The following is a 24500-nucleotide window of genomic DNA, read 5'->3' on the forward strand; positions in this document are numbered from 1 at the left end:
AAGAAGATGGCGCTCGAGCTGTTCAAGCCGTTCATCTACGCCCGCCTCGACGCCAAGGGTCTCTCGATGACCCTCAAGCAGGCCAAGAAGTGGGTCGAGAAGGAGCGCAAGGAAGTCTGGGACATCCTCGACGAAGTCATTCGCGAGCACCCGGTTCTCCTCAACCGCGCGCCGACGCTTCACCGTCTGGGCATCCAGGCGTTCGAGCCGGTGCTGATCGAAGGCAAGGCGATCCAGCTTCACCCGCTCGTCTGCTCGGCGTTCAACGCCGACTTCGACGGTGACCAGATGGCCGTGCACGTTCCGCTGAGCCTCGAGGCCCAGCTGGAAGCGCGCGTCCTGATGATGTCGACCAACAACATCCTCAGCCCCGCGAACGGCAAGCCGATCATCGTGCCGTCGCAGGACATGGTCCTCGGCCTCTACTATCTCTCGATGATGAAGGAAGGCGAGCCCGGCGAAGGCATGATCCTGTCGGACATGCAGGAGGTCCATCAGGCGCTGAACGCGGGTGCGGTTACGCTGCACACCAAGATCACCAGCCGCGTGCCGCAGACCGACGAGAATGGCGTCGTCAGCATGAAGCGCTACGAGACGACCCCGGGCCGCATGCTGCTCGGCGAGACGCTCCCGCAATCGCACAAGGTGCCGTTCGAGACCGTCAACCGCCTCCTCACCAAGAAGGACGTGGGCGACGTGATCGACGAGGTCTATCGCCACACCGGCCAGAAGGAGACCGTGCTGTTCGCCGACGCGATCATGGCATTGGGCTTCCGCCACGCATTCCGCGCCGGCATCTCGTTCGGCAAGGACGACATGATCATCCCGGACGCTAAGGAAGGCCTGGTCGACGAGACCCGCGCGCTCGTGAAGGATTACGAGCAGCAGTATCAGGACGGCCTGATCACGCAGCAGGAGAAGTACAACAAGGTGATCGACGCCTGGAGCCGCTGCGGCGATCAGGTGGCCGGTGCCATGATGGACGAGATCAAGGCGGTGAAGCGCGATCCGAAGACGGGCCGCGAGAAGGACATCAACTCGATCTACATGATGGCCCACTCGGGTGCCCGCGGTTCGCAGGCGCAGATCAAGCAGCTCGCCGGCATGCGCGGCCTGATGGCCAAGCCGTCGGGCGAGATCATCGAGACGCCGATCATCTCGAACTTCAAGGAAGGCCTGACCGTCCTCGAGTACTTCAATTCGACCCACGGCGCCCGCAAGGGTCTCGCCGACACCGCGTTGAAGACCGCCAACTCGGGTTACCTCACCCGCCGCCTGGTCGACGTGTCGCAGGACTGCGTCGTCATGGAGGAGGATTGCGGCACCGAGCGCGCGCTCGAGATGAAGGCGATCGTCCAGGGTGGCTCGACCATCGCGTCGCTCGGCGAGCGCATCCTCGGTCGCACGACCGCGGAGGACATCGTCGACAGCAAGACCAACGAAGTGCTGATCCCGACGGGCACCCTGCTCGACGAGGCGATGATCTCGCAGATCGAGGCCATCGGCGTGCAGGGCGTCAAGATCCGCAGCCCGCTGGTCTGCGAGGCGCGCATCGGCGTGTGCGGCAAGTGCTACGGGCGTGACCTCGCCCGCGGTACGCCGGTCAACATCGGCGAGGCGGTCGGCGTGATCGCGGCGCAGTCGATCGGCGAGCCGGGCACGCAGCTGACGATGCGTACCTTCCACATCGGCGGCGCGGCGCAGCTCAACGAGCAGTCGAACCTCGAGGCGCCGACCGACGGCACGATCCAGTTCCGCGATCTGCGCATCATCGTCGACCAGCGTGGTCGCCGCGTGGTGCTCAGCCGCTCGGGCGAGATCGCGATCGTCGACATGGACGGCCGCGAGCTCGCGGTGCACCGCATCCCGTACGGCGCCTATGTGCTGTTCGACGACGGCCACATCGTCTCCGCGGGCGACCGCATGGCGGAGTGGGATCCGTTCACCATGCCGGTGATCACCGAGAACCCGGGCATCGTGAAGTATGTCGACGTGATCGACGGCAAGACGATGACCGAGCAGGTCGACGAAGCGACGGGCATCGCCCAGCGCGTCATCACCGAGAACCGCGGCGTCTCCGCCAAGAAGGAGGATCTGCGTCCGCGCCTGACCCTCACCGGCGAAAGCGCCGAGGAGGCCGGCCGCTACATGCTGGCGGCGGGCGCGGTGCTCTCGGTCGAAGACGGTGCGCAGGTTCAGGGCGGTGACGTTCTGGCCCGTGTCAGCCGCGAGTCTGCCAAGACCCGCGACATCACCGGCGGTCTGCCGCGCGTCGCCGAGCTGTTCGAAGCGCGCAAGCCCAAGGAAAACGCGATCATCGCGAAGGTCTCGGGCCGCGTCGTGTTCGGCAAGGACTATAAGGCCAAGCGCAAGATCGGGATCATGCCCGAGGACGGCGGCGAGGTCGTGGAGTATCTGGTGCCGAAGTCGAAGGTGATCGACGTCCAGGAAGGCGACTACGTCAAGCGCGGCGACAACCTGATCGGCGGCTCGCCCGATCCGCACGACATTCTCGAGGTGCTCGGCATCGAGCCGCTCGCGGAATATCTCGTGTCGGAGATCCAGGAAGTCTATCGACTCCAGGGCGTGAAGATCAACGACAAGCACATCGAGGTGATCGTTCGCCAGATGCTGCAGAAGGTCGAGATCATCGAGTCCGGCGACACCACCCTGCTGGTGGGCGAGCAGCTCGATCGCGACGAGATGGACGAGCAGAACGCCAAGCTCGAAAAGGGCCAGACCCCGGCGCAGGGCAAGCCGATCCTGCTCGGCATCACCAAGGCGTCGCTGCAGACCCGCAGCTTCATCTCGGCGGCGTCGTTCCAGGAGACCACCCGCGTCCTCACCGAGGCGGCGGTCCAGGGCAAGCAGGACACCCTGCTCGGCCTCAAGGAGAACGTGATCGTCGGCCGTCTCATCCCCGCCGGTACCGGTGCGGGCATGAACCGCCTGCGTGTCGCTGCCTCGTCGCGTGACGCGGCGCTTCGGGTGGCCCAGCGCCGCATGAACGAAGCCTCGCTGATCGCGCCGGACTCGGCCGAGGAGCTCCGCGCGGCGGAGAACGCCCGCTCGACCCGCGACGCCGCCGGCACCGGCGACGACGCGCTGGCGAGCGTGGTCACCTCGGGCCACGGCACCGACGCGGATGCCGGCGAGTATCTGAACGAGAGCGAATGATCGCTTTCGTTCGGTCGCTCATGCGCTGAACAAGAAAAGCCGCCGTCCGGAAGCCCCGGGCGGCGGCTTTTTCGTTGCGGCGGATAGCCAGATCGCCGCCGGCGCCCTATCCACGCGCGCATGGCTACCGAACTCTACGACCTGACGGTCCCCGTCTTCCTCCGCGGCTTCAAGGCGATGGCCGCCTTCCTCGAAAAGGCACGCGCGCATGCCGACGCGCACGGCATCGCGCACGAGGAGCTGCTGACCGCGCGGCTATACGAGGACATGGCGCCGCTGACGTCGCAGATCCAGCGCGCCAGCGACGCCGCCAAGTTCGCCGCCGCGCGCCTCGCCGGGATCGAGGCCCCCGCCATGCCCGACACCGAGGCGAGTTTCGACGACCTCCAGGCCCGCATCGCCGCGACGGTGGCGTTCCTCGAATCGATCGCGCGCGAAGCGGTCGACGGCCGCGAGGAGGCCGATGTCGAGCTGAAGACTCCGTCGCGCAGCTTCCACTTCAAGGGCCGCGGCTATCTGCTCGGCTTCGCGCTGCCGAACTTCTATTTCCACGTCACCACCGCCTACGGCATCCTGCGCCACAAGGGCGTACCGATCGGCAAGATGGACTATCTGGGCGGGATCTGATGGCGCGCATCGCGGTCATCGGCGCGGGGGCGATCGGCGGGACGCTCGCCGCCTGGCTCGCGCGGACGCACGACGTGACGGTCTGCGCGCGCAGCCCGCTCGCGGACCTCGAGATCGAGACGCCGGAAGGGCCGATCCGCGCCTCCCCGCGCATCCTCACCGATCCCGCCGCCGCCGAGCCGGTCGACTGGGTCCTGGCGACCACCAAGGCCTATGACTGCGCCTCGGCCGCGGCCTGGCTGCCCGGGCTGATGGCCCCCGACACGCGGCTCGCGGTGATCCAGAACGGCGTCGAGCAGCGCGACCGCTTCCCGATGGTGCCGCCCGCGCGGACCGTGCCGGTGATCATCGACCTGCCCGCCGAGCGCACCGCGCCGGGCCGCATCGTTCAGCGCCGCGACGGCACGATCCATGTGCCGGAGGGCGAGATCGGCGAGGCCTTCGTCGCCTTGTTCGCCGATACGGTGATCGACGCGCGGACCACCCCCGATTTCGTCACCGCGGCCTGGCGCAAGCTCGCGATCAACTGCGCGGGGATCGTGAGCGCGATCACGCGACGCGCCGCCGAGGTCGCGCACGACGAAGGCGTGGCGGAGGTGATGCGCGGGCTGGTCCGCGAATGCATCGCGGTGGGCCGCGCCGAGGGCGCGACGCTGCCGGACGGGCTCGCCGACCAGGTCGTCGAATGGACGCGGAAAGCGCATCCGGACTCGGTCAATTCGCTCCACGCCGATTTCGTCGCCGGCCGCCCGATGGAGCTCGACGCGCGCAACGGCGTGATCGTGCGGCTGGGCAGGAAGCACGGCATCGCGACGCCGCTGAACCAGGCGCTGGCGGCGCTGCTGGGGGCTAGCACCGTCTAACTCCCCTCCCTGCAAGGGAGGGGCCGGGGGTGGGTGCGAGCGCAGCGAGCCCATCCATCCGCTGGAGTGAAGCGGAAAGCGGGGCATCGAGCCCCGCCTCCCGCACCCACCCCTAACCCCTCCCTTGCAGGGAGGGGGACCCGTTCAAATCTCCACGATCCGGCTCCCGAGCCGCTCCGCCTCCGCACGGTCATGCGTCACCATCAGGATCGGCAGCCCCAGCGCGTCGCGGAGCCGCTCGATCAGGCCCATGATCTCCTCGCGCCGCGCGCGGTCGAGCGACGAGAGCGGCTCGTCGAGTAGCAGGAAGCGCGGGTTCGAAAGCAATGCGCGGCCGATCGCGACGCGGCGCGCCTCTCCCCCGGAAAGCGTGCGCGGCCAGCGGTCGAGCAGCGCCGCGAGCCCGAGCAACGCGATCGTCTCGTCGACGTCCACCGCCCCTTCGCCCGCCCGCCAGCCGTAGAGCAGGTTCGCCCGCACGCGCTTGTGCGGGAACAAGCGCGGTTCCTGGAAGACATAGCCGGCGCGGCGGCGCTCGGGCGGCAGGTCGAGATCCGGGATCCAGCGATCGTCGCTCGCCTCGAACAGGGTCTCGCCGCCGACGCGCACATGGCCCGAATCGGGCGTCAGCAATCCAGCGACCATGTTGAGCACGCTGGTCTTGCCCGCGCCCGAGGGGCCGAACAGCACGGTCAGCCTGTCGCCGCCCTCGATCCGGCACGTGATCGCGGCGTCGCCCAGCCGCTTCGCGACGTGGACGTCAAAGGACATGCAGCCCCCGCCCCGCGCGCCGCGCGATGACTTCGGAGAGGATCAGCGCCGCCAGCGAGAGCAGCACCGACACCCCCGCCAGCCGCAGCACCAGCGCCTCCCCGCCGGGAGTCTGCAGCGCGGCGTAGATCGCCAGCGGCAAGGTCTGGGTCTCGCCGGGCACGTTCGAGACGAAGCTGATCGTCGCGCCGAACTCGCCCAGCGCGCGCGCGAAGCCGAGCACCACGCCCGCGATCACGCCGGGCAGGCTGAGCGGCAGGGTGACGGTGCGGAAAGTCCGCCAGCGGCCTGCCCCCAAGGTCCGCGCGGCGTGCTCGAGCCGCCGGTCGACGCCTTCGATCGACAGCCTTATCGCGCGGACCATCAGCGGCAGCGCCATCACACCCGCCGCCACCGCCGCCCCGGTCCAGCGGAAGAGCACGCTGACGCCGAACCAGCTCTCGAGCCAGCCGCCGATCGGTCCCGCCGGCGCAAAGGCGAGCAGCAGCAGCCAGCCGGTCACCACCGGCGGCACCACCAAGGGTAGATGCACCAGCGCGTCGAGCAGCACCTTGCCGGGAAAACGCTTCCGGGCGAGCAGCCAGGCCAGCGCGAACGCCGGCGGCAGGCTCGCCAGCACCGCCGCGCCGCCCACCTTGAGCGACAGCGCGACGATCCCCCATTCCTCGGGCGTTAGCATGGGAACCCAACAAATCCTCCCCCGGAGGGGGAGGGGGACCGCGAAGCGGTGGAGGGGTATTCTCCACGAGCGACGCCGTTTGGGGAGACTACCCCTCCACCAAGCTGCGCTTGGTTCCCCTCCCCCTCCGGGGGAGGATTAAAATGACCCCAGCTATCCGCTCTCACGGCGCCGTGAACCCGAACCGCGCGAAGATCGCCTTGCCCGCGCCCGAGAGCAGGAAGCGGCGGAATCCCTCGGCATCGGGACTGGTCGAGGCCTTGAGCCGCGCGAGCGGGTAGCGGATCGGCGGATGGCTCTCGGCCGGCAGCATCCGCACCGCGCGCACGCGGCCTGAGGCGCGCGCATCGGTGGCATAGACCACGCCCCATTCGGCGGCGCCGCGCTCGACCAGCGCCAGCGCCGCGCGGACATTCTCGGCGCGCACGACGCGCGACGAGATGGCGTCCCAAAGCCTCAGCCGCGTCAGCGAGGCCTGGGCATAGCGCCCGGCGGGTACAGAGGCGGGGTCCGCCAGCGCCACCCGGCCGCTCGCCAGCAATCGCGACAGCGGGACCTTCCCCGGCGCCTGCGCGGTGGCGGGCTGCACCACCACCAGCCGGTTGCCGACCAGGTCCGCGCGGCTTCCCGGCACGATCAGCCCGCGGCGCTGGACGTCGTCCATCCACGGCTCGTCGGCGGAGATGAAGAGATCCGCGGCCGCCCCGGCGGCAACCTGCCGCGCCAGCGCCGAGGACGCCGCGAACGACAATACCGGCCGCGCATGGCCAAGCCGCGCCCAGGCATCCGCCGCGGCGCTCAGCGATTCCTGCAGGCTCGCCGCCGCCAGCACCAGCGGCCCGCGCTGCGCCGCGAAGGCACGCGGTGCCGCCAGCGTTGCTCCGAAACCGATGAGGAAGGTGCGCCGATCGATCATCATGCCTCGCTATGACGCACCTGCGGCATCAAGAGCAAGGACGCGACACGCAAACACGCCCCTCCCTGCTCGCAGGGAGGGGTTGGGGGTGGGTGCGCGCGTCTGCGCGCCTAAAAGACTCATTAAACGTGCCGCAAAAGGCACCGGCCGGGGCATCGAGCCCCCGCCGGTGCCAACCCACCCCTAACCCCTCCCTTGAAGGGAGGGGAAATTTGCATGTCGATCCGCTCTAGCTCGTCCGATGCGGCATAGTGGACCCCGACAATCCGGCCGAGGTGACGATCGGGTTCGTGACAGCCGCCGCTTCACCGAATGCATCCCCCCTTGACTCAATTAGATAATTAGCTAATTGTCGAATTATGAGCCAGGTGTTCAAAGCCCTTTCGGATCCCACCCGTCGCCGGGTGCTGCAACTCCTGCGCAAGGGCCCGATGAGCGCAGGCGATCTCGCCGACCAGTTCGACGTCTCGAAGCCGACCATGTCGGCGCATTTCGCGGTGCTCAAGGAAGCCGACCTCGTCCACGCCGAGAAGGCCGGCAAGTCGGTGATCTATCACCTCAAGCTCTCGGTACTCGAAGAAGCCTTGCTCGGCTTCGCCCATTCGTTCGGCCTCGGCGCGGAGGCGCCGGCGCCCAAGGAGGAGATCGCACGATGAACAAGGACCTGATCGGGAGTCTTGCCTGGGGCGGCGGCATAATCGTCCTCGCGCTCGGCATGACCTTCGCACGCCAATTGGGCTATGTCGACGGCGACACGGTCACCCGCGTCGTGATCGGCGCCAACGGGCTGATGGTCGCCTGGTTCGGCAATCGCATGCCCAAGGCGTTCGTGCCCAGCATCTCGGCGCGCAAGGTCCAGCGCGTCGGCGGCTGGTCGCTGGTGCTGAGCGGACTGGTCTATGCCGGGGTCTGGGCGTTCGCGCCGATCCAGACGGCGGTGATCGTCGGATGCGGCGCGATCCTCGCGGGAATAGCGGTCACGATCGGCTATTGCCTCTCGCTGCGGGCGAAGGCGAAGACCGCCTAACGCCCCGTCAGCCCGCGCTTCACGGCACGCATCCCGCCGATCATCTGGCTGGCGACGAGGTCCGCCGCCTGTCCCAAGGGCAAGGGCTGGCTGCCGAGCGTGCGATGGAGCAGCAGCGAGCCCGAACGCACGCTCGCGCGACAGATCCGCCACCAGAGCTGGGCGATCTCACGGTCGACCGCAGCGAGGTCCTCGCACGGACGCCCTGCCCCGAACGCCGCGCGCAGCCTGCCGATGCCGGCGAACAGCGCGTTGAGCGTCTCGACGTCGGACACCGGCTCGCGCGCCATCACATGGCGGACCAGCAGGCCGGCGATGTCGGGCGCCGCGTCGCCCAGCAACGCCGCATGCCGCTCGCGCAGCAGCAGTTCGGCATGCGCGCGCATCGTCGCGTTGAACATCTGCGAGGCGCCGCCGGCATGGCAGCGATAGAGCATCAGCACTTCGTCGATCTGCGCCAGCCGCCCGAAGGGGCGCAGCCGCTGGTACAGGTCGAAATCCTCGACATAGCGCATCGCCGGCCGCTCGAACGGATCGAGCCGGCGCGCGGCATCGGCGCGGAACATCACCGAGGACCAGGCGATCGGGTTCTGCACGAGCATCAGCCAGTCGATCAGCGCCGGGGCGAGCGGCCGCGGCCAGGTGCCGGGCAGGCGCTTGCCGTCGACCAGATAGTCGGTCGCGCAGCTGACCAGCGATACGTCGGGATTGGCGTCCAGATAGGCCACCTGCTTCGCGAAGCGCTCGGGCAGGCTGATATCGTCCTGGTCGAGCCCCGCGACATGGCGCCCCCGCGCCTCGGCGAAGGCGCGGTTGCGCGCCGCCACCGGCCCGCCATTGCTCTCCGAGCGGATCACCCGGATGCGCGGATCGCCCCAGCCCCCGAGCAGGGCGGCGCTGTCGTCCTTCGAGCAGTCGTCGACCGCGACCAGCTCCCAGTCGCCGAAGGTCTGGGCCTGGAGGCTCGCCAGCGTCTCGGGCAGCAGCGCCGCACCGTTGTATACGGCCATGATCACCGATACGGTCGGCACGCCGCTCATGCGACCGCCTGGGCCTGGTCGTCGAGCAATTGGTCGACGATCATCTGGCCGATATCGTTCTGCCACAGCCACAGGCCATTGGCCTTGCCGCTGAAGCTCGCCTCGCCGCCCAGCCGCCCGTCGGGCACGTGCCCCGAGGCGAGGCCGATCCCGAACACACCGGGCACCGGCCGTCCCTCGGCGTCGATCACCCGGCATTGCTGGTCGACCAGCCGCGGCCGGCCCGGCGCGTCGGCGGCGAGCGCGATGCGATCGCCGTGCACGTCGAACAAGGGCAGCGCGCGCGGACGATAGCCGAGCGCGCCGATCACCACGTCGGCCGCCTCGATCTCGGCGCGGATCGCCGCGTCCTCGATCGCACCGATCCGGCGCAGCGCCATGCGCGGGTCGGGCGCGCGCCCGCCGACGCCGAGCATGCGGAGCACCAGCTCGCGCGCCTCGAGCCGGAAGCCCGCCAGGCGATAGACGAAGCCGCTCACCGGGCAGATGTCCTGCGCCCCGAAATCGGTGAAGCCGTCGGCGCGCGCTTCCTCGGCCGAGCGGTAGAAGGGCCGCAGCGGCCGGCGGTGATAGAGCGCGAGCGCCCCTGCCCCCAGCGGCAATGCCGGCGCCGCCTTGAGGATCAACGCCGCCGCCGCGAGCGCGCTGGTCGATCCGCCGACGATCGCGATCCGGGGGGCGGGCGTACCGGCGATACGCTCGCGCAGGACATCAAGCCCGCCGATACGCAGGAACTCGTCCCCCGCCATCAGCCGCTCGCCCGCCAGCGTCCCCAGCGCGACCCCGGCGACCTGCTGCGCCTCGACATTCGCCCGCGCCTGATAGCCGCCGGTGGCGATCACCAGTTTCTCCGCGCGCATCACGCGCACTTCGCCGGTGACGAGGTTGCGCACCCGCGCCGCCCAGACGCCCTCGGCGGTCCGCCGCGCCTCGATCACGTCGCTGCGCGTCACCACCGTGCCGCCTTGCCCCGCGACGATCGCCGCGAGCTCGGCGCCGGTCGCCTCGAGGAACGGCGTGGTGCGCGCCAGCGGCACGCCCAGTTTGCCGACATGCATCGCGACTTCCTGCCCCGAGCTATGCGCCTCCAGCGCGGCGATGCCGTCATGGGCATTGCCCTTCACCGCGGTCAGGAAGGTCTCCGCGGTGCTGTCCGAAGTGATCGCATAGGAACCGATCTCGCCGCGCCCGAGCACCGCGTCGCGCTCGACCACCGCCAGCCCGCTTGTCGCCAGCCGCACCAGCGCGTCGCTCTTGCTCGCCGCGGTCAGCAAAGCCGTCCCCGCCGGCCCGCCGCCGACGATCAGCGCCGAATGGACGTGCCCGCCGCGCCGCTCGGTGCTCGGCAATCCCTTGAGGCCCGACGCCGCGCACGCGTCGATCAGTACCGCGCAGACGCGCTCGACATCGGCCTCGGTCATCCCGTCGGTGACCGGCAGCGAAAGCACCCGCGCGCCGACATCGTCGCACACCGGCAGCGGCTCGCTCGCCCCGTGCGCGCGGAACCAGGGCTGCTCGCCCAGATGCGGGCTGAAATAGCTGCCTGCGCCGATCCCCTGCCCGGCGAGCGTCTCGATGATCGCGCGGCGGTGCCCGGCAAAGGCGCGCGGCAGCAGCAGCGACTGGAATTGCAGCGCCGGCCGCGAGCCGCGCAGTTCCTGGAACTCGAACCCCTTCTCCGCCGCGAACCCGCCCAAGGCCGCGCGATAGACCGCGTCGAGCTTCATCCGGTGCGCCGCCACCATCTCGATCTCGTCGAGCTTGGCCCGTGCCGCGAGCCCGAGCACCTCGGGAAGCTTGGCGTTGAACCCCGGCCCCTCGGCCGAACGCCCGCCGGCAAAGCCGAAATTGCTCATCCGCCGGAGCGCCGCGATCAGTTCCCCGTCGCCCGAATGGATCAGCCCGCCCTCGGCGGTCGCGAACACCTTGGTCGCGTGCATCGAATAGACGATCGCGAAGGGTGCGCCCGCCCCGAACTGGCGCCCCTCGGCATCCAGCGCCCCCAACGAGGCGGCGGCGTCGATCACCACCCCCACGCCCCGCGCGGCATAGCCCCGGTAGCGCGCCAGATCGATCCCCGCGCCGAAGGTCGCATAGGGCACCACTGCCGCGATCCGCTCGCCATATCGCTCGAACGCCCGCGCCTCGGCCGCGGCGCTCGCCGCCCAGTCCTCGGGGTCCACGTCGCAGAGCAACGGCGTCAGCCCCGCCCATTCGGCCGCGTGCGCGGTCGCCGCGAAGGTGAAGCCCGGGATCAGCGCGAAATTGCCCTTGCCCGCGCGCGGCCCCGCGGCGTGGCGGATCGCCAGCATCAGCCCGAGGGTCGCATTGCCGACCGCAAGGCAGTCCCCCGCCCCGCCGAAGAGCTGCGCGGTCGCCGCGGCCTCGAAGCCGCGCACCACCGGGCCGCCGTTCGAATAGATCCCGCGCGCCTCGATCTCCGCGAGCGCGTCGCTCATCTCGCTCAGCTTCGGTGGGCGCGGCGCGATCAGCGGCAGCCGATCCATAAGTCTCTCCAGCTCCAGTCCGCCGGACGCGCCGGCACTTGTCCGGGGAGCCTAGCCGCGCCGAACCTTCGATTTCGTAAAGCCCTCGGGACCGAACGCGTGGACGGGTCCGCACGCACAGGCTAGCGCGGAGCCATGATCCTCGGCCCACCAGAACAGATCGATTCGGCGACACGCGCCTTCTGCGCGACGATCTCGGCGGAGACGCCGCTCTATGTGCCGGTCCGGCCCACCGCAGCCGCGAAGCCGGCTTATTGCTTCGACAATTCAGTCGCCCATGCCGAGGCGAACGGCGGCGAGGCGGTCTATGGCTGGGCGATCTGGCGCTGGCCGGGCCGCTGGTTCGAGGCCGAGCATCATGCGGTATGGCGCAGCCCCGAGGGCGCGCTGCTCGACGTCACGCCGCAGGCCGGCGAGCCCGCGCGCATCCTGTTCCTGCCCGATCCGAACGCGGCCTATGATCCCAGCACCTTCCAGCGCAACATCATGGCCTCCGACGGCCACGAGGCGCTGGTCCGCGAGTATATCGCGCTCGTTACGAAGCGCGGCGACATCACCGATCCCTATTGGGAGCCGGGGATGGACGTGCTGCCGCTGTTCACGCCGGAGGACCAGCAGCGACTGGATCCGATCGATGCGCGGATGGCCGAGATCCGCGCGGCGATGGCGTAACCGCCGCCGCATCTCCCAGAGCCGATCAAGCGATCAGCAACACAGTCACGTTCGTCGCGCCCGGGTCCTCGCCTGTCGCCTTTCGATGGTCACCCCCGGCCGTCGCCCCAGGCTGAGCGTGGACCAATCGGAAAAGCGGGGGAGTTTCGATGATTATTCGGTGGATGCTGGTGCTTGCGACGATGTCAGCGGGGGTCGCCGCTTTCGCGAGCCACACGGCATTTGCCCAAGCGGCGGCCCAGCCAGGCTTCGGCAAGGACCCGCGTCGCCCGCAGGGGACGCCGTTCGCGCTGCCGGCGGGCGTGGAGCTCGCGGGTCCGCTGCTCGGCGCCGATGACGATGGAAACTGCCCCAAGCCGCAGACCGCGAGAGCCGGCAGCGGGCTATGGGTGCGGGCGTGCATGCCCGTCAGGAACCGGACCGGGGCGCCCGTCACAATCATATTCCCGCCCGGCCTCGTCATCGTCACCACATCGGAGGGCTTCCAGAACGGGCTGCTGGTCGAACGCCAGGTCGTCGTCATACCGCCGACCGTGACTGGCGGCGGCAGGCTGCTGGACAAGGACGGGAAGCCGACCGACATCGTCCACGTCCCGCTGCATCTCTATTGCCTCAACCAGGGCAAGGATCCCTCGGTCCCCGGCGCGCGATACGTACTCGGGCCCGTCACGCAGCATTCCGGACTTTCAGACCTGTACGCGTTCATGGCCGACAAGGACTATAAGGGCGACGGCCAGCGCGTCGAAGCCATCCAGGAGGTCGTCTGGGAAGTTATCAAGCGAGGCCGTTTCACGGCCAAGGACGGCGCCGATATCGTCCAGGGCTATATCGCCGACGAATAAGCGCCGCTCCCTTGACGCTTTGGCAATACCCGCTCGCCGATCACGCCCGCACCAGAGAAGGACAAGACATGCACAATCGCAATCTCATCCGGGACGAGACCGCCGCCACGGCGATCGAATACGGGCTGATCGCTGCATTGATCAGCGTCGCCTGCATCATGGCGTTCCAGTCGCTCGGCCTGAACCTGGCCGACATCTTCACGACCGCGACCAACGCGATGGCGGGGCGCTGAGGGCGCGGGAGATATCATGCCCGGGTCGTTGTAGGCCGCGACGTTACAATAGTCACAATAGACGAAGCCACGGGGATCACGACGCGGGCGCAGCGAAGAACCGAAAAATGTTTGGCTATGGCCTATGCGCCGGCACGCCGGTGCATAGGCCAGTCGCGTAATCAATCACATGGATGGGGATCGATCGTCGCGCCTATCCAACGGCGACGGATTGAACCATGCATTTCGCAACCTGGGTATTGCCCTCGTTTTCGCTCTTGAGCATCGCCCCACTGCCGCACTGGCCTTGATAGGTGGCACAATACCGCTTCCCCTCCGAATCGCGAACGGTCGTGCACGCTGCATAGAGATTGGGCCCGCCATGCGAGTAGCTTCCCGGCGTCCCGCAATAAGATTCACCGGTTCCCGTGGTGTAGCACGGCGTGCAGTTGATCAGCGGCTGGGACGTAGCGGCGCTGGAAAAGAGGGCGGTCACAACCACAGACGATGCAATCAACTTCCTCATCACAAATCCCCTTGCTTGAGTTCGAAGTTAGATTTTCTCGAGGTATACGAGAAAGCTGCGACCTCTTTCTTTTATTATCTCAGATCTTATTATCGTCATCTGCCGTAGATTGTAATTCCTAGCAACATGATCTATCGACCTAGCGACAATGACCTCCGAAGAACTATAGTCCATGGATGGATTCCAGGCGTTTACGATGGTGATCTCGCAAATTTTTGCTTTGCATGATGCCGAAATGCGCTTGCCATCGTCTGAATATATTCCACGATCACGCAATGATGATATTATTGTCGATTCAAGGATATACGACGTTGATAGGTCAATCTTCTCCAACAGGAAGCGCCTATGCATTGCTGCTGGATGAGGTGAAGCATTGTTACTCATAGAGATCGGCTCACCGTCCGCGATATTTGTTCGCCAGATGGCGTCGAACACGGAATCTGTCGATGGGATTACCTCTTGTGGTACGGGCGACACCAGAATTAGCGCACACACAAATGTCGAGATCATGGTATAAACTACCATCCTTCGCCCCCTTCACTTCCCCGAGCTTGTCAAGAAAGAGAAAGCGAGTCTACAGTTTGGCAGGTATTTTTTATACAAAACTGTATTTACTCGATTTTCCAAGAGGTTGCCGTGCGACGCAGCGTGAATCTGACAGGCATATTGGCTTGCTGCGTCCTGATTTCCTGCCCGCGCGCTCTCGCGCAGGTGGCGGGGGTCGGCGAGAGGGCGCGAGAGGAGCGCCCTGACATCGTCGTGGTCGGCAAGCGGCTTCCCGGATCCCTGGCCACGGACGAGAAGCCCGTCGTGTTTGATCGCAGGGCCATCGCGGACACCGGCGCGACGACGATCGGCGAGTTGATGAAGGCAGTCCGCGCTTCTTCGCGGTCGGCCGACGGATCGGATGCGATTCTACTGCTGAACGGGCGTCGCATCGCCAGTTTCGACGAGATTGGAGCGCTACCTCCAGAAGCTCTCGAGCGGATGGAGGTATATCCAGAAGCAGTAGCGGCTCAACTCGGCTATCCACCCACTCGCAAGGTCATGAATTTCATAACTCTGCGGCACTTCCGCGCCCTCGAAACGGAAACGACTGGCGGCACCACGAGCGATGGCGGCGCAAATAGCGGAGGCGGCACTGTTTCTCTCGTCCGCCTTCGCGACGACACCAGGATTACGCTGAAGGGCGAGTTCTCTCATCAGGATCAACTGCTGGAATCTCAGCGGAGAACATCTCCCGACACCCAGCTGCTGTTCGATACGATCGGCAACGTCGCCGGAAAAAACGGCGGAGAAATCGATCCGGCGCTAAGCTTGGCGATCGGCGCTCCCGCCACTACGGCCGCGGTCCCCGCGGAGCGCGCAGATAGATACTCGCTTGCAGGCTACGTCTCCGGTGCCAATAATCCGCGCGTTTCGGACGTGCGGCGATTTCGAACGCTCTCGCCACAGAGCGACGTTCTCAAGTTCACCGCCGGCTATGCCACTCCTATCGGCTCTGCCCGAGCGTCCTTTACGGCGTCCGCGACCATCAATCGCGACCGATCCCTTCAGGGGCTCGGGACCTCGACAATCGATCTTGGGGCCGCAAATCCGAGTTCCCCGTTCGCATCGGAGGTAGTGGTCTATCGATATATCGACGAGCTCCCTCCGCTGGCGAGGCTCGGTAGATCGCAGTCTTTCCGGGGGTCCGCTGCGATAGACGGTTTTGCCGGGGACTGGTCATGGAACGTGCTGGGCTCGCATGAGCGCCAGGAAGCGAGGTCGGAGAGCCAGATCGCGGTTGATCCCGTAGCCATTCAAGCTTTGGTGGCAGCCGGTGGCGATCCGTTCGCGCCGCTGACTGCACCGGGCCTGCTTGAATTGGTGAGGGGCGCATCGCGCTCCGCATCGGATTCCTCCGAAGTCCGGATGGCGATAAACGGGTCCCCTATGTCTCTGCCCGCGGGACCCGCAACCCTCTCTCTCGTTTCCGGTTTGCGCAGGGATGCCGGAGACATTTTTGAGACTGTCGGCGATAGCAGCAGTGCAACCCACTTTGTCCGGGTGAGCGCCAGTCAGGTAGCGTCGGGAGTGCTCCCCATCGCATCGCGGCGGAACAAGGTTCTCCCGGGTATCGGAGAATTGTCTGCAAATTTCTGGATGATGATTGAAGAGACATATTACGGACCGCTGTTTAGTCACAGCTACGGCATTACTTGGTCGCCGAAATCTAATTTTCAGATCCAATCCTCTATAAAATGGTCACGCTCACAGCCTTTGCTGTCCCTTCAGGCAATCCCTACAACGATAACTGCGAACACCCCGTATTTTGACTTTGTTCGCGGCGAGAATGTGTTAATAACATCGATATCGGGAGCAAATCCGGATTTGCGCCCCGAGCGGCGTCGAACGAGCACGATATCCGTGAGTTATCAGCCATTCGCCGAGAAGGACCTCAGGGTAAGCGCGCGCTATAGCGATGTGGCGATCAGGGATCGAGCCGGCTTCGTGTCCGGAGCGACGATGTTGAACGAGACAATTTTCCCGGAGTTGTTCCACCGAGACGGCTCGGGGCGATTGATTTCCGTCAGCTTCATACCGGTCAATGTGGCGAGCGAGATTCAGCGAACGATCGGACTCGACATCAACTATAATGGCAGGCTCGGCCGGCCTCCGGCCTCGCCCAAGGAGGGAGAGCCTCCACCGCCGGATAGCCGGCCCAGCATCTTCGCATCGCTAAGCCCCTCACTTCTCCTGGATAACCGGGCACGGATAACCTTGGCCACGCCCTATCTCGACCTGCTTCGCGGCGACACGATCGATGGAAGCGCCAGCCGCTCCCGTTGGGAAATGAGTGGGTTCGCAGGGCTGACCTATAGCGCGATAAACTTCAGCCTGATGGGCTCCTGGGGCAGCCGCACGCGCGTGCGCAGCGATAACGCGGCGTCGGACATCAGGTTTTCGGACTCCTTCGCGCTAAGCGCTCATGTTCGGGTGGCGCTCGAGCAGCGCTTTCCAAAAGCCGGTTGGGCGAAGCGCACGCATTTTGGCCTGGCTGTAGAGAACCTGACGAACAGTCGACGATCGGCACGGGATCGCAACGGGAATGTTCCCTATCGATATCAAGGAGCCTATCTGGATCCCCTGGGTCGGGTGGTGAGGCTTTCCTTGCGGAAACTCTTCTAGCTATTCGATCCAAGGCACGCCCTTGGTCAACCAGGCCGCGCATCGATATCGGTCTAGGTTGTATCGACATTCAAATTCCCCCTCCCTTCAAGGGAGGGGTTAGGGGTGGGTTGGCACCGGCCGGGGCTCGATGCCCCGGCCGGTGCCTTTTGCTGCACGATTGGCGAGTCTTCTAGGCGCGCAGACGCGCACACCCACCCCCTGCCCCTCCCTGCAAGCAGGGAGGGGAGCCTTCAAACTGAATGTCGACGACTCATCGGTATGCGGCCCCAAGCTTTCGCGCGTTGATCTTGCAAACACTGGTCTGCATGCGATGAACGAATGGCGGTTTTGCCAGGCTCCCCCACTCGGCGTCACACCCCGACCCCGGCCGCCCCTATTCCTCTCCCATCCGCAGCGCCGCGATGAACGCCTCCTGCGGGATCTGCACGCTGCCGTATTCGCGCATCCGCTTCTTGCCCTCTTTCTGCTTCTCCAGCAGCTTGCGCTTGCGGGTGGCGTCGCCGCCATAGCATTTGGCGGTGACGTCCTTGCGCATCGCCGCGATCGTCTCGCGCGCGATCACCTTGCCGCCGATCGCCGCCTGGATCGGGATCTTGAACAAGTGGCGCGGGATCAGGTCCTTGAGGCGCTCGCACATGCCGCGGCCGCGGCTCTCGGCGGTCGAGCGGTGGACGATCATGCTCAGCGCATCGACCGGCTCGTTGTTGACGAGGATGCCCATCTTGACGAGGTCGCCCGGACGGTGGCCGATCTGCTCATAGTCGAAGCTCGCATAGCCGCGGCTGATGCTCTTGAGCCGGTCGTAGAAGTCGAACACCACTTCGTTGAGCGGCAATTCGTAGGTGAGCTGCGCGCGGCCGCCCACATAGGTCAGGTCCTTCTGGATGCCGCGGCGGTCCTGGCAGAGCTTGAGGATGCTGCCGAGATACTCGTCGGGGACATAGATCACCGCCTTGATCCACGGCTCCTCGATCTCCTCGATCCGGTTGGGATCGGGCATGTCGGCGGGGTTGTGGAGCTCGAGCGTCTTGCCCTCGGCCTCGCCCGCGGACTTGGTGAGCCGCATCTTGTAGACCACCGAAGGCGCGGTGGTGATCAGGTCGAGGTCGTATTCGCGGCTGAGGCGCTCCTGGATGATCTCGAGGTGGAGCAGGCCCAGGAAGCCGCAGCGGAAGCCGAAGCCGAGCGCCGCGCTGGTCTCCATCTCGAAGCTGAACGACGCGTCGTTGAGGCGCAGCTTGGAGATGCTCTCGCGGAGCTTCTCGAAGTCGGCGGCGTCGACCGGGAACAGGCCGCAGAAGACCACCGGCTGGACTTCCTTGAAGCCGGGGAGCGGCTCGGGGGTGGGCCGCTTGGCGTCGGTCAGCGTGTCGCCGACGCGCGCCTGCGCGACTTCCTTGATCTGCGCGGTGATGAAGCCGATCTCGCCGGGGCCGAGGTCGGGAAGCTGCTCGATCTTGGGGCGGAAGGCGCCGACGCGGTCGATCAGGTGCGTCGTGCCCGCCGCCATGAACTTGATCTGCTGGCCCTTTTTGATCGTCCCGTCGATCACCCGGACGAGGATGACGACGCCCAGATAAGGGTCGTACCAGCTGTCGACGAGCATCGCCTTGAGCGGCGCGTCGGGGTCGCCCTTGGGGGCTGGGATGCGTTCGACGATCGCGTCGAGGATCTCGTCGATGCCGATGCCGGACTTGGCGCTGGCGAGGACGGCGTTGCTCGCGTCGAGGCCGATGATCTCCTCGATCTCGTTGCGGACCTTCTCGGGCTCGGCCGAGGGCAGGTCGATCTTGTTGATGACCGGGATGATCTCGTGGTCGTGCTCGATCGACTGGTAGACGTTCGCCAGCGTCTGCGCCTCGACGCCCTGCGCCGCGTCGACGACGAGGAGCGCGCCCTCGCACGCGGCGAGGCTGCGGCTCACCTCATAGGCGAAGTCGACGTGTCCGGGGGTGTCCATCAGGTTGAGGACGTGGCCCTTCCAGTCGAGGCGCACGGTCTGGGCCTTGATGGTGATCCCGCGCTCCTTCTCGATGTCCATGTTATCAAGGACTTGGGAGGACATCTCGCGCTCGGAGAGGCCTCCGGTGCGCTGGATCAGCCGATCGGCCAGGGTCGACTTCCCGTGGTCGATATGCGCGATGATCGAGAAATTGCGGATCTTTGAAAGTTCGGTCGCCATGATCGCGCGGCCCTAGCAGGCGCGGCCCGCCGCCTCAATCGCCGCCATGGCATTGCGGAACCGCGCCTCGCCCTCCCCCTGCACCAGCGCCCAGCGCAACCCGCGGCGCTCGAGCTCTGCCTTGGACAGATCGAAGAAGCGTCGGCGCAGCTGCGGCGTGCCGAAGATGCGCGTGCCATCGGCCACCCAGGGCAGATCGATGTCGAACAGCAGGTAGAAGTCGGCGGTGCCCGTCCAGGCGTCGAACCACGGGTCGCGCTTGCCGAACAGCATGTCGGCCCAGACCGCGGTCATCAGCGGGTCGGTGTCGAGGATCAGCGGATCGGCGCCCTGGGCGAGCAGCATGTGCGCGCCCGCATCGTGGTTCTGCGCGATCTCGACCAGGTCGCGCATGGTGAACATGATGCCGTGCGTCTCGGCATAGTCGCGGCCATATTCGTCGAGCAGCTCGCCGCCGAGATGCTCGGCGAGACGGCGGGCTATCGTGGTCTTGCCCACGCTTTCGGGACCGTGGAGGCAGATGGTACGCGGAATCATGCTTTGGCTTTGGTCCAATGGATCAGGCCCCAGACGGACAGGGCGAGGAAGACGAGATAGAGCCCGGCGGTGAGCCAGAGTCCCTTGACGGCGAAGAGCGGCACCGCGGCGAGATCGACCAGGATCCACAGCACCCAGCTTTCCCAGTTGCGGCGCGACTGGAGGATCTGCGCGGCGATGCTGAACATGGCGATGCTGCCGTCCCACCACGGGAAGGCGGCGTCTGTGTAGCGATGCATCAGCGCGCCCCAGGCGCCCGCCGCGACCACGCATCCGGCGAGCCAGCCGAGCCGCGCGAGGTGCCCCAATTGCTCGACGCGGACCTCGCCGCTCTCGGCGCGCGACCGGGCCCAGTTCCTCCAGCCATAGAGGTTCACCACGGCGTAGAAGAGCTGGAGCAGCGCGTCGCTGTAGAGCTTCTCGTGGAAGAATATCCACGCGTAGAGCGACACCATGAGGAGCGCGAACGGATAGTTCCACATGCTCCGCCGGACCACCAGCGTCACGTTGATCAGCCCGAACAGGGTGGCGGCGGCTTCGATCGGGCTCACGCGCGCTGACCTAGCAGCAACTTCCGGCAGGGGTCGAGTGGGTTGCCCTGCGGAATTGTCGCGCTACCCTGTCCCAAAATGCGAGAGGACAGCGCATGCGGCATATCGCGGTGATCGGTTCGGGACCTGCCGGCTATTATACCGCCGAGGCCTGCCAGAAGGTGTTCGGCGAAGGCGTACGGGTCGACATCATCGATCGCCTGCCGGTGCCCTTCGGGCTGATCCGCACCGGCGTCGCGCCCGATCACCAGTCGATCAAGGGCGTTTCGCGCCGCTACGAGGCGGTCGCGCTGACCGACAATGTCCGCTTCGTCGGCAACGTCACGATCGGCACGGACTTGTCGATCGACGAGCTCCGCAACCTCTACGATGCGGTCGTGCTCGCCACCGGCGCGCCGCACGATCGCCCGCTCGAGGTGCCCGGCGCGGCGCTGCCCGGCGTGGTCGGATCGGCGGCGTTCGTCGGTTGGTATAACGGCCATCCCGATTATGCCGATCTCGCCCCGCCGCTCGACGGGCCGGCGGTGGTGATCGGGAACGGCAATGTCGCGCTCGACGTCGCGCGGATCCTCGCCAAGACCGAGGAAGAGTTCGCCGGTTCGGACATCGTCGGGCACGCCCTGACCACGCTCAAGGCGGCGAACATCGACACGATCACGATCCTCGGTCGCCGGGGGCCGCACCAGATAGCGATGACGCCCAAGGAGCTGGGCGAGCTGGGTGAACTCGATCGGGCGCGGCCGGCGGTAGACCCGCGCGACTTCCCCCCCGCCGCCGAGGACGCGGACCTCGATCCCGGGCAGCGCAAGTCGGTCACCCACCTGCGCAACTTCGCCGCGACGGCAAACGGCGCGGACAAGCCGATCGCCATCGTCTTCGATTTCTTCGCGATGCCGGTCGCGATCGAGGGCGACGGCAAGGTCGAGCGCGTGGTGGTCGAGCGGACCGCGCTCGACGTGCAGGGCCGTGCGAGCGGCACCGGCGAGCGCTACACCGTGCCGGCGAGCCTGGTGGTGAGCTGCATCGGCTATCGCACCCCGCCGATCGAGGGCGTGCCCTATGACGAGCGCTCGGGACGGTTCGCCAATGACGAGGGACGCGTGCTTCCCGGCCTCTACGCGGTCGGCTGGGCGCGGCGCGGCCCGACGGGCACGATCGGCACCAACCGCCCCGACGGCTTCGCCATCGCCGACAAGATCGCCGCCGACATCGGCGAGGGCGCGGGCAAGCAAGGCCGCGCCGGGCTCGACGCGCTGCTTGCCGGGCGCGGCGTGGACCTGGTGACCTTCCGCGACTGGCAGAAGATCGAGGCCGCCGAGATCGCCGCGGCAAGGGCCGGTTCGCCCCGTGAGAAATTCACCAGCATCGAAGCGCTGCTGGGCGCCAGAAATCCCTGATCGCGGACGCTTGCGCGACTCGATTCGCGTGGCTATAGGCCCCGCTCCAGCATCGATCCGCCCCCGAGGCGCGCAGGATCGATACTCCGTCGGGGAGTAGCTCAGCCTGGTAGAGCACTGTCTTCGGGAGGCAGGGGCCGGAGGTTCGAATCCTCTCTTCCCGACCATTTTCCTACATCGCCAGCGACTGCGGAGCAGGCACATCCCTGCCCGCCCCGCAAAACGAAGCGGGCGAGGAGTTCCCTCCCCGCCCGCCCGGCCATGTCCTGAACTGACGCGCCTACTCGTAGCGCAGGGCATGGACCGGATTGGTGCGCGCGACGCGGAAGGCGTGCGCGCCGATCGTGGCGATGGCGATCGCCAGCGCAAGCGTGCCCGAGAGCACGAAGGGAACCGGGGTCAGATCGACGCGGATGTCGAACTGGTTGAGCCAGTCGCGCATCACCCACCACGCCACCGGCCAGGCGATCAGATTGGCGATCAGCACCGGCCGGCTGAACTGCCACACCAGCAGCCGCACGATGTCGCGGGTGCGCGCGCCGAGCACCTTGCGGATCCCGATCTCCTTGGTCCGGCGCTCGGCGGTGAAGGCGGCGAGCCCGAACAGGCCGAGGCAGCCGATCACCGCGGCGAGGATGGCGAACATCCCGAACAGCTGGGCGCGGGTCTCGTCGCGATTGTAGAGATTGTGGACCACCTCGGTGACCGAGCGCGCCTCGAAGGGGAGTTCGGGTACCAGCCGCTTCCAGATCGCCTCGATCCTGTCGCGGATCGGCTTGGCGTCGCCGACATGGCGCACGAGCAACGTGTAATAGCCGCGGGTCTGGTAGAAATAGACGATCGGCTGGAGCGGCTGGCGGACGCTGCGATAGCGTACGTCGCTCACCACGCCGACCACCGTGGCGGGGACCCAATTGCCCGCCTCGGGCACGGTGAAGCCGATCTGGACCTGCTTGCCGATGGCCGCCTGCGGCGTGGCGAAACCGAGCCTTTTGGCCGCCATCTCGGAGAGGACGACGTTGGTGCCGCGCGCGACGAGCGCCTTCTCCGCCGCGATGTCGGTCGGCGACGGCGTGGTCGAATCGTCCATCGCGATCGCTTCGGAGAAGTTGCGGCCGGCGAGCAGCCTCATCCCCAGCGCGTCCTTGACCCCCGGATCGATGCCGTAGACGCCGAGCTGCACATATTCGGTCTGGCCGGGCAGCCGGGCCGACGTCATCGAGTTGTTGCCCGGGGCGACCGCGATCGTGGTCCGGCCGGCGGCGGTCACGCCGGGGACCCGGCGGACCTCCTCGACCATCGTCCGCATGACGGCCTCCGCCTGCGGCTCGTTGATCCCGCCTACCTGGATCAGCCCTTCGCGCTTGTAGCCGGCGTCCATCGTCCGCGCGTAGATCGTCTGCGAATAGACGATCGCGGTGCAGATGATCAGCCCGATCGACACCGCGAACTGGCCGACCACCAGCAGGTTGCGCAGCCGCCCGCTCCCCTCGGCATCGGCGGCCGACTTGTTCGCCTTGAGCACACGCGCCGGCTGGAAGCGCGAAAGGTACAGCGCCGGATAGACGCCCCCGGCGAGGCCGACGAGGATCGCCAGGAGGACGACCGGGAGCAAGATGCCGTCGCTGCCCAGATAGCGGATCTGCATTTCCGCATCGAGGAAGTCGTTGAGCAGCGGCAGCGCGAGCTCGGCAAGGGCCAGCGCCACGAGCGTGGCGATGCCGGCCACGAGGATCGATTCGCCAACGAACTGGACGATCAACTGCCTGCGCGTCGCGCCCAGCACCTTGCGCAGCGCCACCTCTCGCGCCCGCTGCGAGGCCCGGGCGGTGGCGAGATTGGTGAAGTTGATGCACGCCATGCCGAGGATCATCAGCGCGACGACCGCGAAGGTGAGGATCGTCTGCTTGTCGCTCCCCGCGGTCTGGGTGGCATTCTGCGCCTCGCCGAGATGGACGTCGCGGACATTGGTCAGCCGCCAGTCCTGATGGTCGCCGGGATTGGTCACCGGACCGCCATCGGCGGGATCGTTCGGGATGTTGCGCTTCTCCCAGGCCGGGAACTGCGCCATCAGCTGCTTCGCATGCGTACCCGGGCGCAGCTTCACATAGACATAGCCGCCCTGCGAGTTCCACGAGGTCAGGAAGGTGGGGATCTTGCCGAAATAGCTCTGGGGATTGAAGCGGGCCACCGCGCCCATGCGCAGATGCGTGTTCTTGGGCAGATCCTTGAACACGCCGGTGACGCGATAGTCCTCCTTCAGGTCCGAGCTCAGCACCGTGATCGTCTTTCCGATCGGGTTCTGGGAACCGAAATACTTCTTCGCCTCGGTCTCGCTCAGCACCAGCGCGCGGGGATCGTCGAGCGCATGCACCGCGTCGCCGCGCACGAACGGCAGCTGTAGGATGTCGAAGATGTTGCCGTCGGCGAAGAAGGTGCCCTCAGGACTATAGGCTTGCCCGTTCAGGATGAAGGTGAAGCCCTGGTTGGTGATGTAGACGCGCTTCTCGACCTGCGGGAAATCCTTCTGCAGTGCGAGGCCCGAGGCGTAGCTCGTCACCTGCAGCTTGTACTCCTCGCCGCCCTGCTCGGTCGGCTTGTAGAAGTCCTGCAGCTGATACGCATTCCCCGCGCCCGGCATCCAGCTGTCATAGCTGAACTCGTAGCGGACGAAGGTGAGGATCAGCAGGCACGCGGCGATGCCGAGCGACAGGCCGAAGATGTTGATGAAGGCATAGACCTTGTTCTTGGCCAGCGCCCTCAGGCCGACGGTCACATAATTGCGCCACATGTGCAGGTT

General features: G+C 66.7%; 19 protein-coding genes and 1 tRNA gene. 11 read left to right on the top strand and 9 right to left on the bottom strand.

From position 1 onward, the window contains the following. From rpoC to MT490_RS05900, 3 genes are all read left to right on the top strand, one after another. A partial coding sequence (rpoC, locus tag MT490_RS05890) for a DNA-directed RNA polymerase subunit beta' (protein WP_297385127.1) occupies positions 1-3177 on the top strand: 3177 nt, incomplete at its 5' end. A gap of 120 nt (positions 3178-3297) precedes the next feature. Beyond that, complete coding sequence (locus MT490_RS05895; protein ID WP_297385129.1) at positions 3298-3804, top strand: DUF1993 domain-containing protein; 507 nt, start codon at positions 3298-3300, stop codon at positions 3802-3804. After that, entirely contained in the window at positions 3804-4667 is an 864-nt protein-coding gene (locus MT490_RS05900) for a 2-dehydropantoate 2-reductase (protein ID WP_297385131.1), read from the top strand. Before MT490_RS05895 ends, MT490_RS05900 begins: the two co-directional genes overlap by 1 nt. A gap of 144 nt (positions 4668-4811) precedes the next feature. Here the strand turns inward: MT490_RS05900 and MT490_RS05905 are convergent, their stop codons facing one another. From MT490_RS05905 to modA, 3 genes are all read right to left on the bottom strand, one after another. Further along, entirely contained in the window at positions 4812-5438 is a 627-nt protein-coding gene (locus MT490_RS05905; RefSeq protein WP_297385132.1) for an ATP-binding cassette domain-containing protein, read from the bottom strand. Then, positions 5428-6117, bottom strand: a complete 690-nt coding sequence (modB, locus tag MT490_RS05910) for a molybdate ABC transporter permease subunit (RefSeq protein WP_297385133.1) — start codon at positions 6115-6117, stop codon at positions 5428-5430. Before modB ends, MT490_RS05905 begins: the two co-directional genes overlap by 11 nt. Before the next feature lie 163 nt (positions 6118-6280). Next, on the bottom strand, positions 6281-7036 hold the full coding sequence (modA, locus tag MT490_RS05915) for a molybdate ABC transporter substrate-binding protein (RefSeq protein ID WP_297385134.1): 756 nt from the start codon (positions 7034-7036) through the stop codon (positions 6281-6283). A gap of 356 nt (positions 7037-7392) precedes the next feature. Here modA and MT490_RS05920 point away from each other — a divergent pair, with 356 nt between their 5' ends. Continuing rightward, on the top strand, positions 7393-7689 hold the full coding sequence (locus MT490_RS05920) for an autorepressor SdpR family transcription factor (protein WP_297385135.1): 297 nt from the start codon (positions 7393-7395) through the stop codon (positions 7687-7689). After that, positions 7686-8060, top strand: a complete 375-nt coding sequence (locus MT490_RS05925) for an ammonium transporter (protein ID WP_297385136.1) — start codon at positions 7686-7688, stop codon at positions 8058-8060. The genes MT490_RS05920 and MT490_RS05925 overlap by 4 nt, the downstream gene beginning before the upstream one ends. Here the strand turns inward: MT490_RS05925 and MT490_RS05930 are convergent. Both MT490_RS05930 and MT490_RS05935 read right to left on the bottom strand, forming a co-directional pair. Continuing rightward, on the bottom strand, positions 8057-9100 hold the full coding sequence (locus MT490_RS05930; protein WP_297385137.1) for a glycosyltransferase: 1044 nt from the start codon (positions 9098-9100) through the stop codon (positions 8057-8059). The genes MT490_RS05925 and MT490_RS05930 overlap by 4 nt on opposite strands. After that, the gene (locus MT490_RS05935; protein ID WP_297385138.1) at positions 9097-11607 is read right to left on the bottom strand and encodes a DegT/DnrJ/EryC1/StrS family aminotransferase; all 2511 of its coding nucleotides are present in this window, start codon (positions 11605-11607) and stop codon (positions 9097-9099) included. Before MT490_RS05935 ends, MT490_RS05930 begins: the two co-directional genes overlap by 4 nt. 135 nt (positions 11608-11742) lie before the next feature. Between MT490_RS05935 and MT490_RS05940 the strand changes: the two genes are divergently transcribed. The 4 genes from MT490_RS05940 to MT490_RS05955 all read left to right on the top strand — a co-directional run bounded on the left by MT490_RS05940 (position 11743) and on the right by MT490_RS05955 (position 17030). Then, positions 11743-12279: a hypothetical protein gene (locus MT490_RS05940; protein ID WP_297385140.1), complete on the top strand. Its 537-nt coding sequence runs from the start codon at positions 11743-11745 to the stop codon at positions 12277-12279. 149 nt (positions 12280-12428) lie between these two features. After that, positions 12429-13121 (top strand): hypothetical protein, encoded by a 693-nt coding sequence (locus MT490_RS05945; protein WP_297385142.1) that lies wholly within the window; start codon positions 12429-12431, stop codon positions 13119-13121. Between the two features lie 68 nt (positions 13122-13189). Beyond that, positions 13190-13354 (top strand): Flp family type IVb pilin, encoded by a 165-nt coding sequence (locus tag MT490_RS05950; RefSeq protein ID WP_297385144.1) that lies wholly within the window; start codon positions 13190-13192, stop codon positions 13352-13354. 1141 nt (positions 13355-14495) lie between these two features. Then, positions 14496-17030, top strand: coding sequence for a TonB-dependent receptor (locus MT490_RS05955; protein ID WP_297385146.1), 2535 nt, complete (start codon positions 14496-14498; stop codon positions 17028-17030). 376 nt (positions 17031-17406) lie between these two features. Here MT490_RS05955 and lepA read toward each other — a convergent pair whose 3' ends face one another. From lepA to pnuC, 3 genes are read right to left on the bottom strand one after another with little or no spacing between them, the layout of a single operon-like run. Then, positions 17407-19215, bottom strand: coding sequence for a translation elongation factor 4 (lepA, locus tag MT490_RS05960; RefSeq protein ID WP_297385148.1), 1809 nt, complete (start codon positions 19213-19215; stop codon positions 17407-17409). Positions 19216-19227: 12 nt separating this feature from the next. Further along, positions 19228-19752 carry an ATP-binding protein gene (locus MT490_RS05965; protein WP_297385150.1) on the bottom strand — a complete coding sequence of 175 codons (525 nt, stop codon included), beginning with the start codon at positions 19750-19752 and terminating at the stop codon, positions 19228-19230. Then, the gene (pnuC, locus tag MT490_RS05970) at positions 19749-20303 is read right to left on the bottom strand and encodes a nicotinamide riboside transporter PnuC (protein ID WP_297385152.1); all 555 of its coding nucleotides are present in this window, start codon (positions 20301-20303) and stop codon (positions 19749-19751) included. Before pnuC ends, MT490_RS05965 begins: the two co-directional genes overlap by 4 nt. Positions 20304-20398: 95 nt before the next feature. Between pnuC and MT490_RS05975 the strand changes: the two genes are divergently transcribed. After that, positions 20399-21700 carry an FAD-dependent oxidoreductase gene (locus MT490_RS05975; protein WP_297385154.1) on the top strand — a complete coding sequence of 434 codons (1302 nt, stop codon included), beginning with the start codon at positions 20399-20401 and terminating at the stop codon, positions 21698-21700. A 90-nt stretch (positions 21701-21790) separates the two neighbouring features. Then, positions 21791-21867: transfer RNA gene (locus tag MT490_RS05980), tRNA-Pro, on the top strand. Between the two features lie 113 nt (positions 21868-21980). Here MT490_RS05980 and MT490_RS05985 read toward each other — a convergent pair. Further along, the gene (locus MT490_RS05985) at positions 21981-24491 is read right to left on the bottom strand and encodes an ABC transporter permease (protein ID WP_297385156.1); all 2511 of its coding nucleotides are present in this window, start codon (positions 24489-24491) and stop codon (positions 21981-21983) included. Between the last annotated feature and the right edge of the window lie 9 nt (positions 24492-24500).

The sequence above is a fragment of the Sphingomonas sp. genome (assembly GCF_026460985.1).
Classification (GTDB): domain Bacteria; phylum Pseudomonadota; class Alphaproteobacteria; order Sphingomonadales; family Sphingomonadaceae; genus Sphingomonas.

Bases quoted from the DNA above. Each gene is read 5' to 3' on its own strand.
- MT490_RS05965 (WP_297385150.1), bottom strand. From the start codon at position 19,752: ATGATTCCGCGTACCATCTGCCTCCACGGTCCCGAAAGCGTGGGCAAG.
- MT490_RS05895 (WP_297385129.1), top strand. From the start codon at position 3,298: ATGGCTACCGAACTCTACGACCTGACGGTCCCCGTCTTCCTCCGCGGC.
- modB (WP_297385133.1), bottom strand. From the start codon at position 6,117: ATGCTAACGCCCGAGGAATGGGGGATCGTCGCGCTGTCGCTCAAGGTG.
- MT490_RS05900 (WP_297385131.1), top strand. From the start codon at position 3,804: ATGGCGCGCATCGCGGTCATCGGCGCGGGGGCGATCGGCGGGACGCTC.
- MT490_RS05935 (WP_297385138.1), bottom strand. From the start codon at position 11,607: ATGGATCGGCTGCCGCTGATCGCGCCGCGCCCACCGAAGCTGAGCGAG.
- lepA (WP_297385148.1), bottom strand. From the start codon at position 19,215: ATGGCGACCGAACTTTCAAAGATCCGCAATTTCTCGATCATCGCGCAT.
- MT490_RS05985 (WP_297385156.1), bottom strand. From the start codon at position 24,491: ATGTGGCGCAATTATGTGACCGTCGGCCTGAGGGCGCTGGCCAAGAAC.
- MT490_RS05940 (WP_297385140.1), top strand. From the start codon at position 11,743: ATGATCCTCGGCCCACCAGAACAGATCGATTCGGCGACACGCGCCTTC.
- MT490_RS05905 (WP_297385132.1), bottom strand. From the start codon at position 5,438: ATGTCCTTTGACGTCCACGTCGCGAAGCGGCTGGGCGACGCCGCGATC.
- MT490_RS05950 (WP_297385144.1), top strand. From the start codon at position 13,190: ATGCACAATCGCAATCTCATCCGGGACGAGACCGCCGCCACGGCGATC.
- modA (WP_297385134.1), bottom strand. From the start codon at position 7,036: ATGATGATCGATCGGCGCACCTTCCTCATCGGTTTCGGAGCAACGCTG.
- MT490_RS05945 (WP_297385142.1), top strand. From the start codon at position 12,429: ATGATTATTCGGTGGATGCTGGTGCTTGCGACGATGTCAGCGGGGGTC.
- MT490_RS05925 (WP_297385136.1), top strand. From the start codon at position 7,686: ATGAACAAGGACCTGATCGGGAGTCTTGCCTGGGGCGGCGGCATAATC.
- MT490_RS05975 (WP_297385154.1), top strand. From the start codon at position 20,399: ATGCGGCATATCGCGGTGATCGGTTCGGGACCTGCCGGCTATTATACC.
- MT490_RS05920 (WP_297385135.1), top strand. From the start codon at position 7,393: ATGAGCCAGGTGTTCAAAGCCCTTTCGGATCCCACCCGTCGCCGGGTG.
- MT490_RS05930 (WP_297385137.1), bottom strand. From the start codon at position 9,100: ATGAGCGGCGTGCCGACCGTATCGGTGATCATGGCCGTATACAACGGT.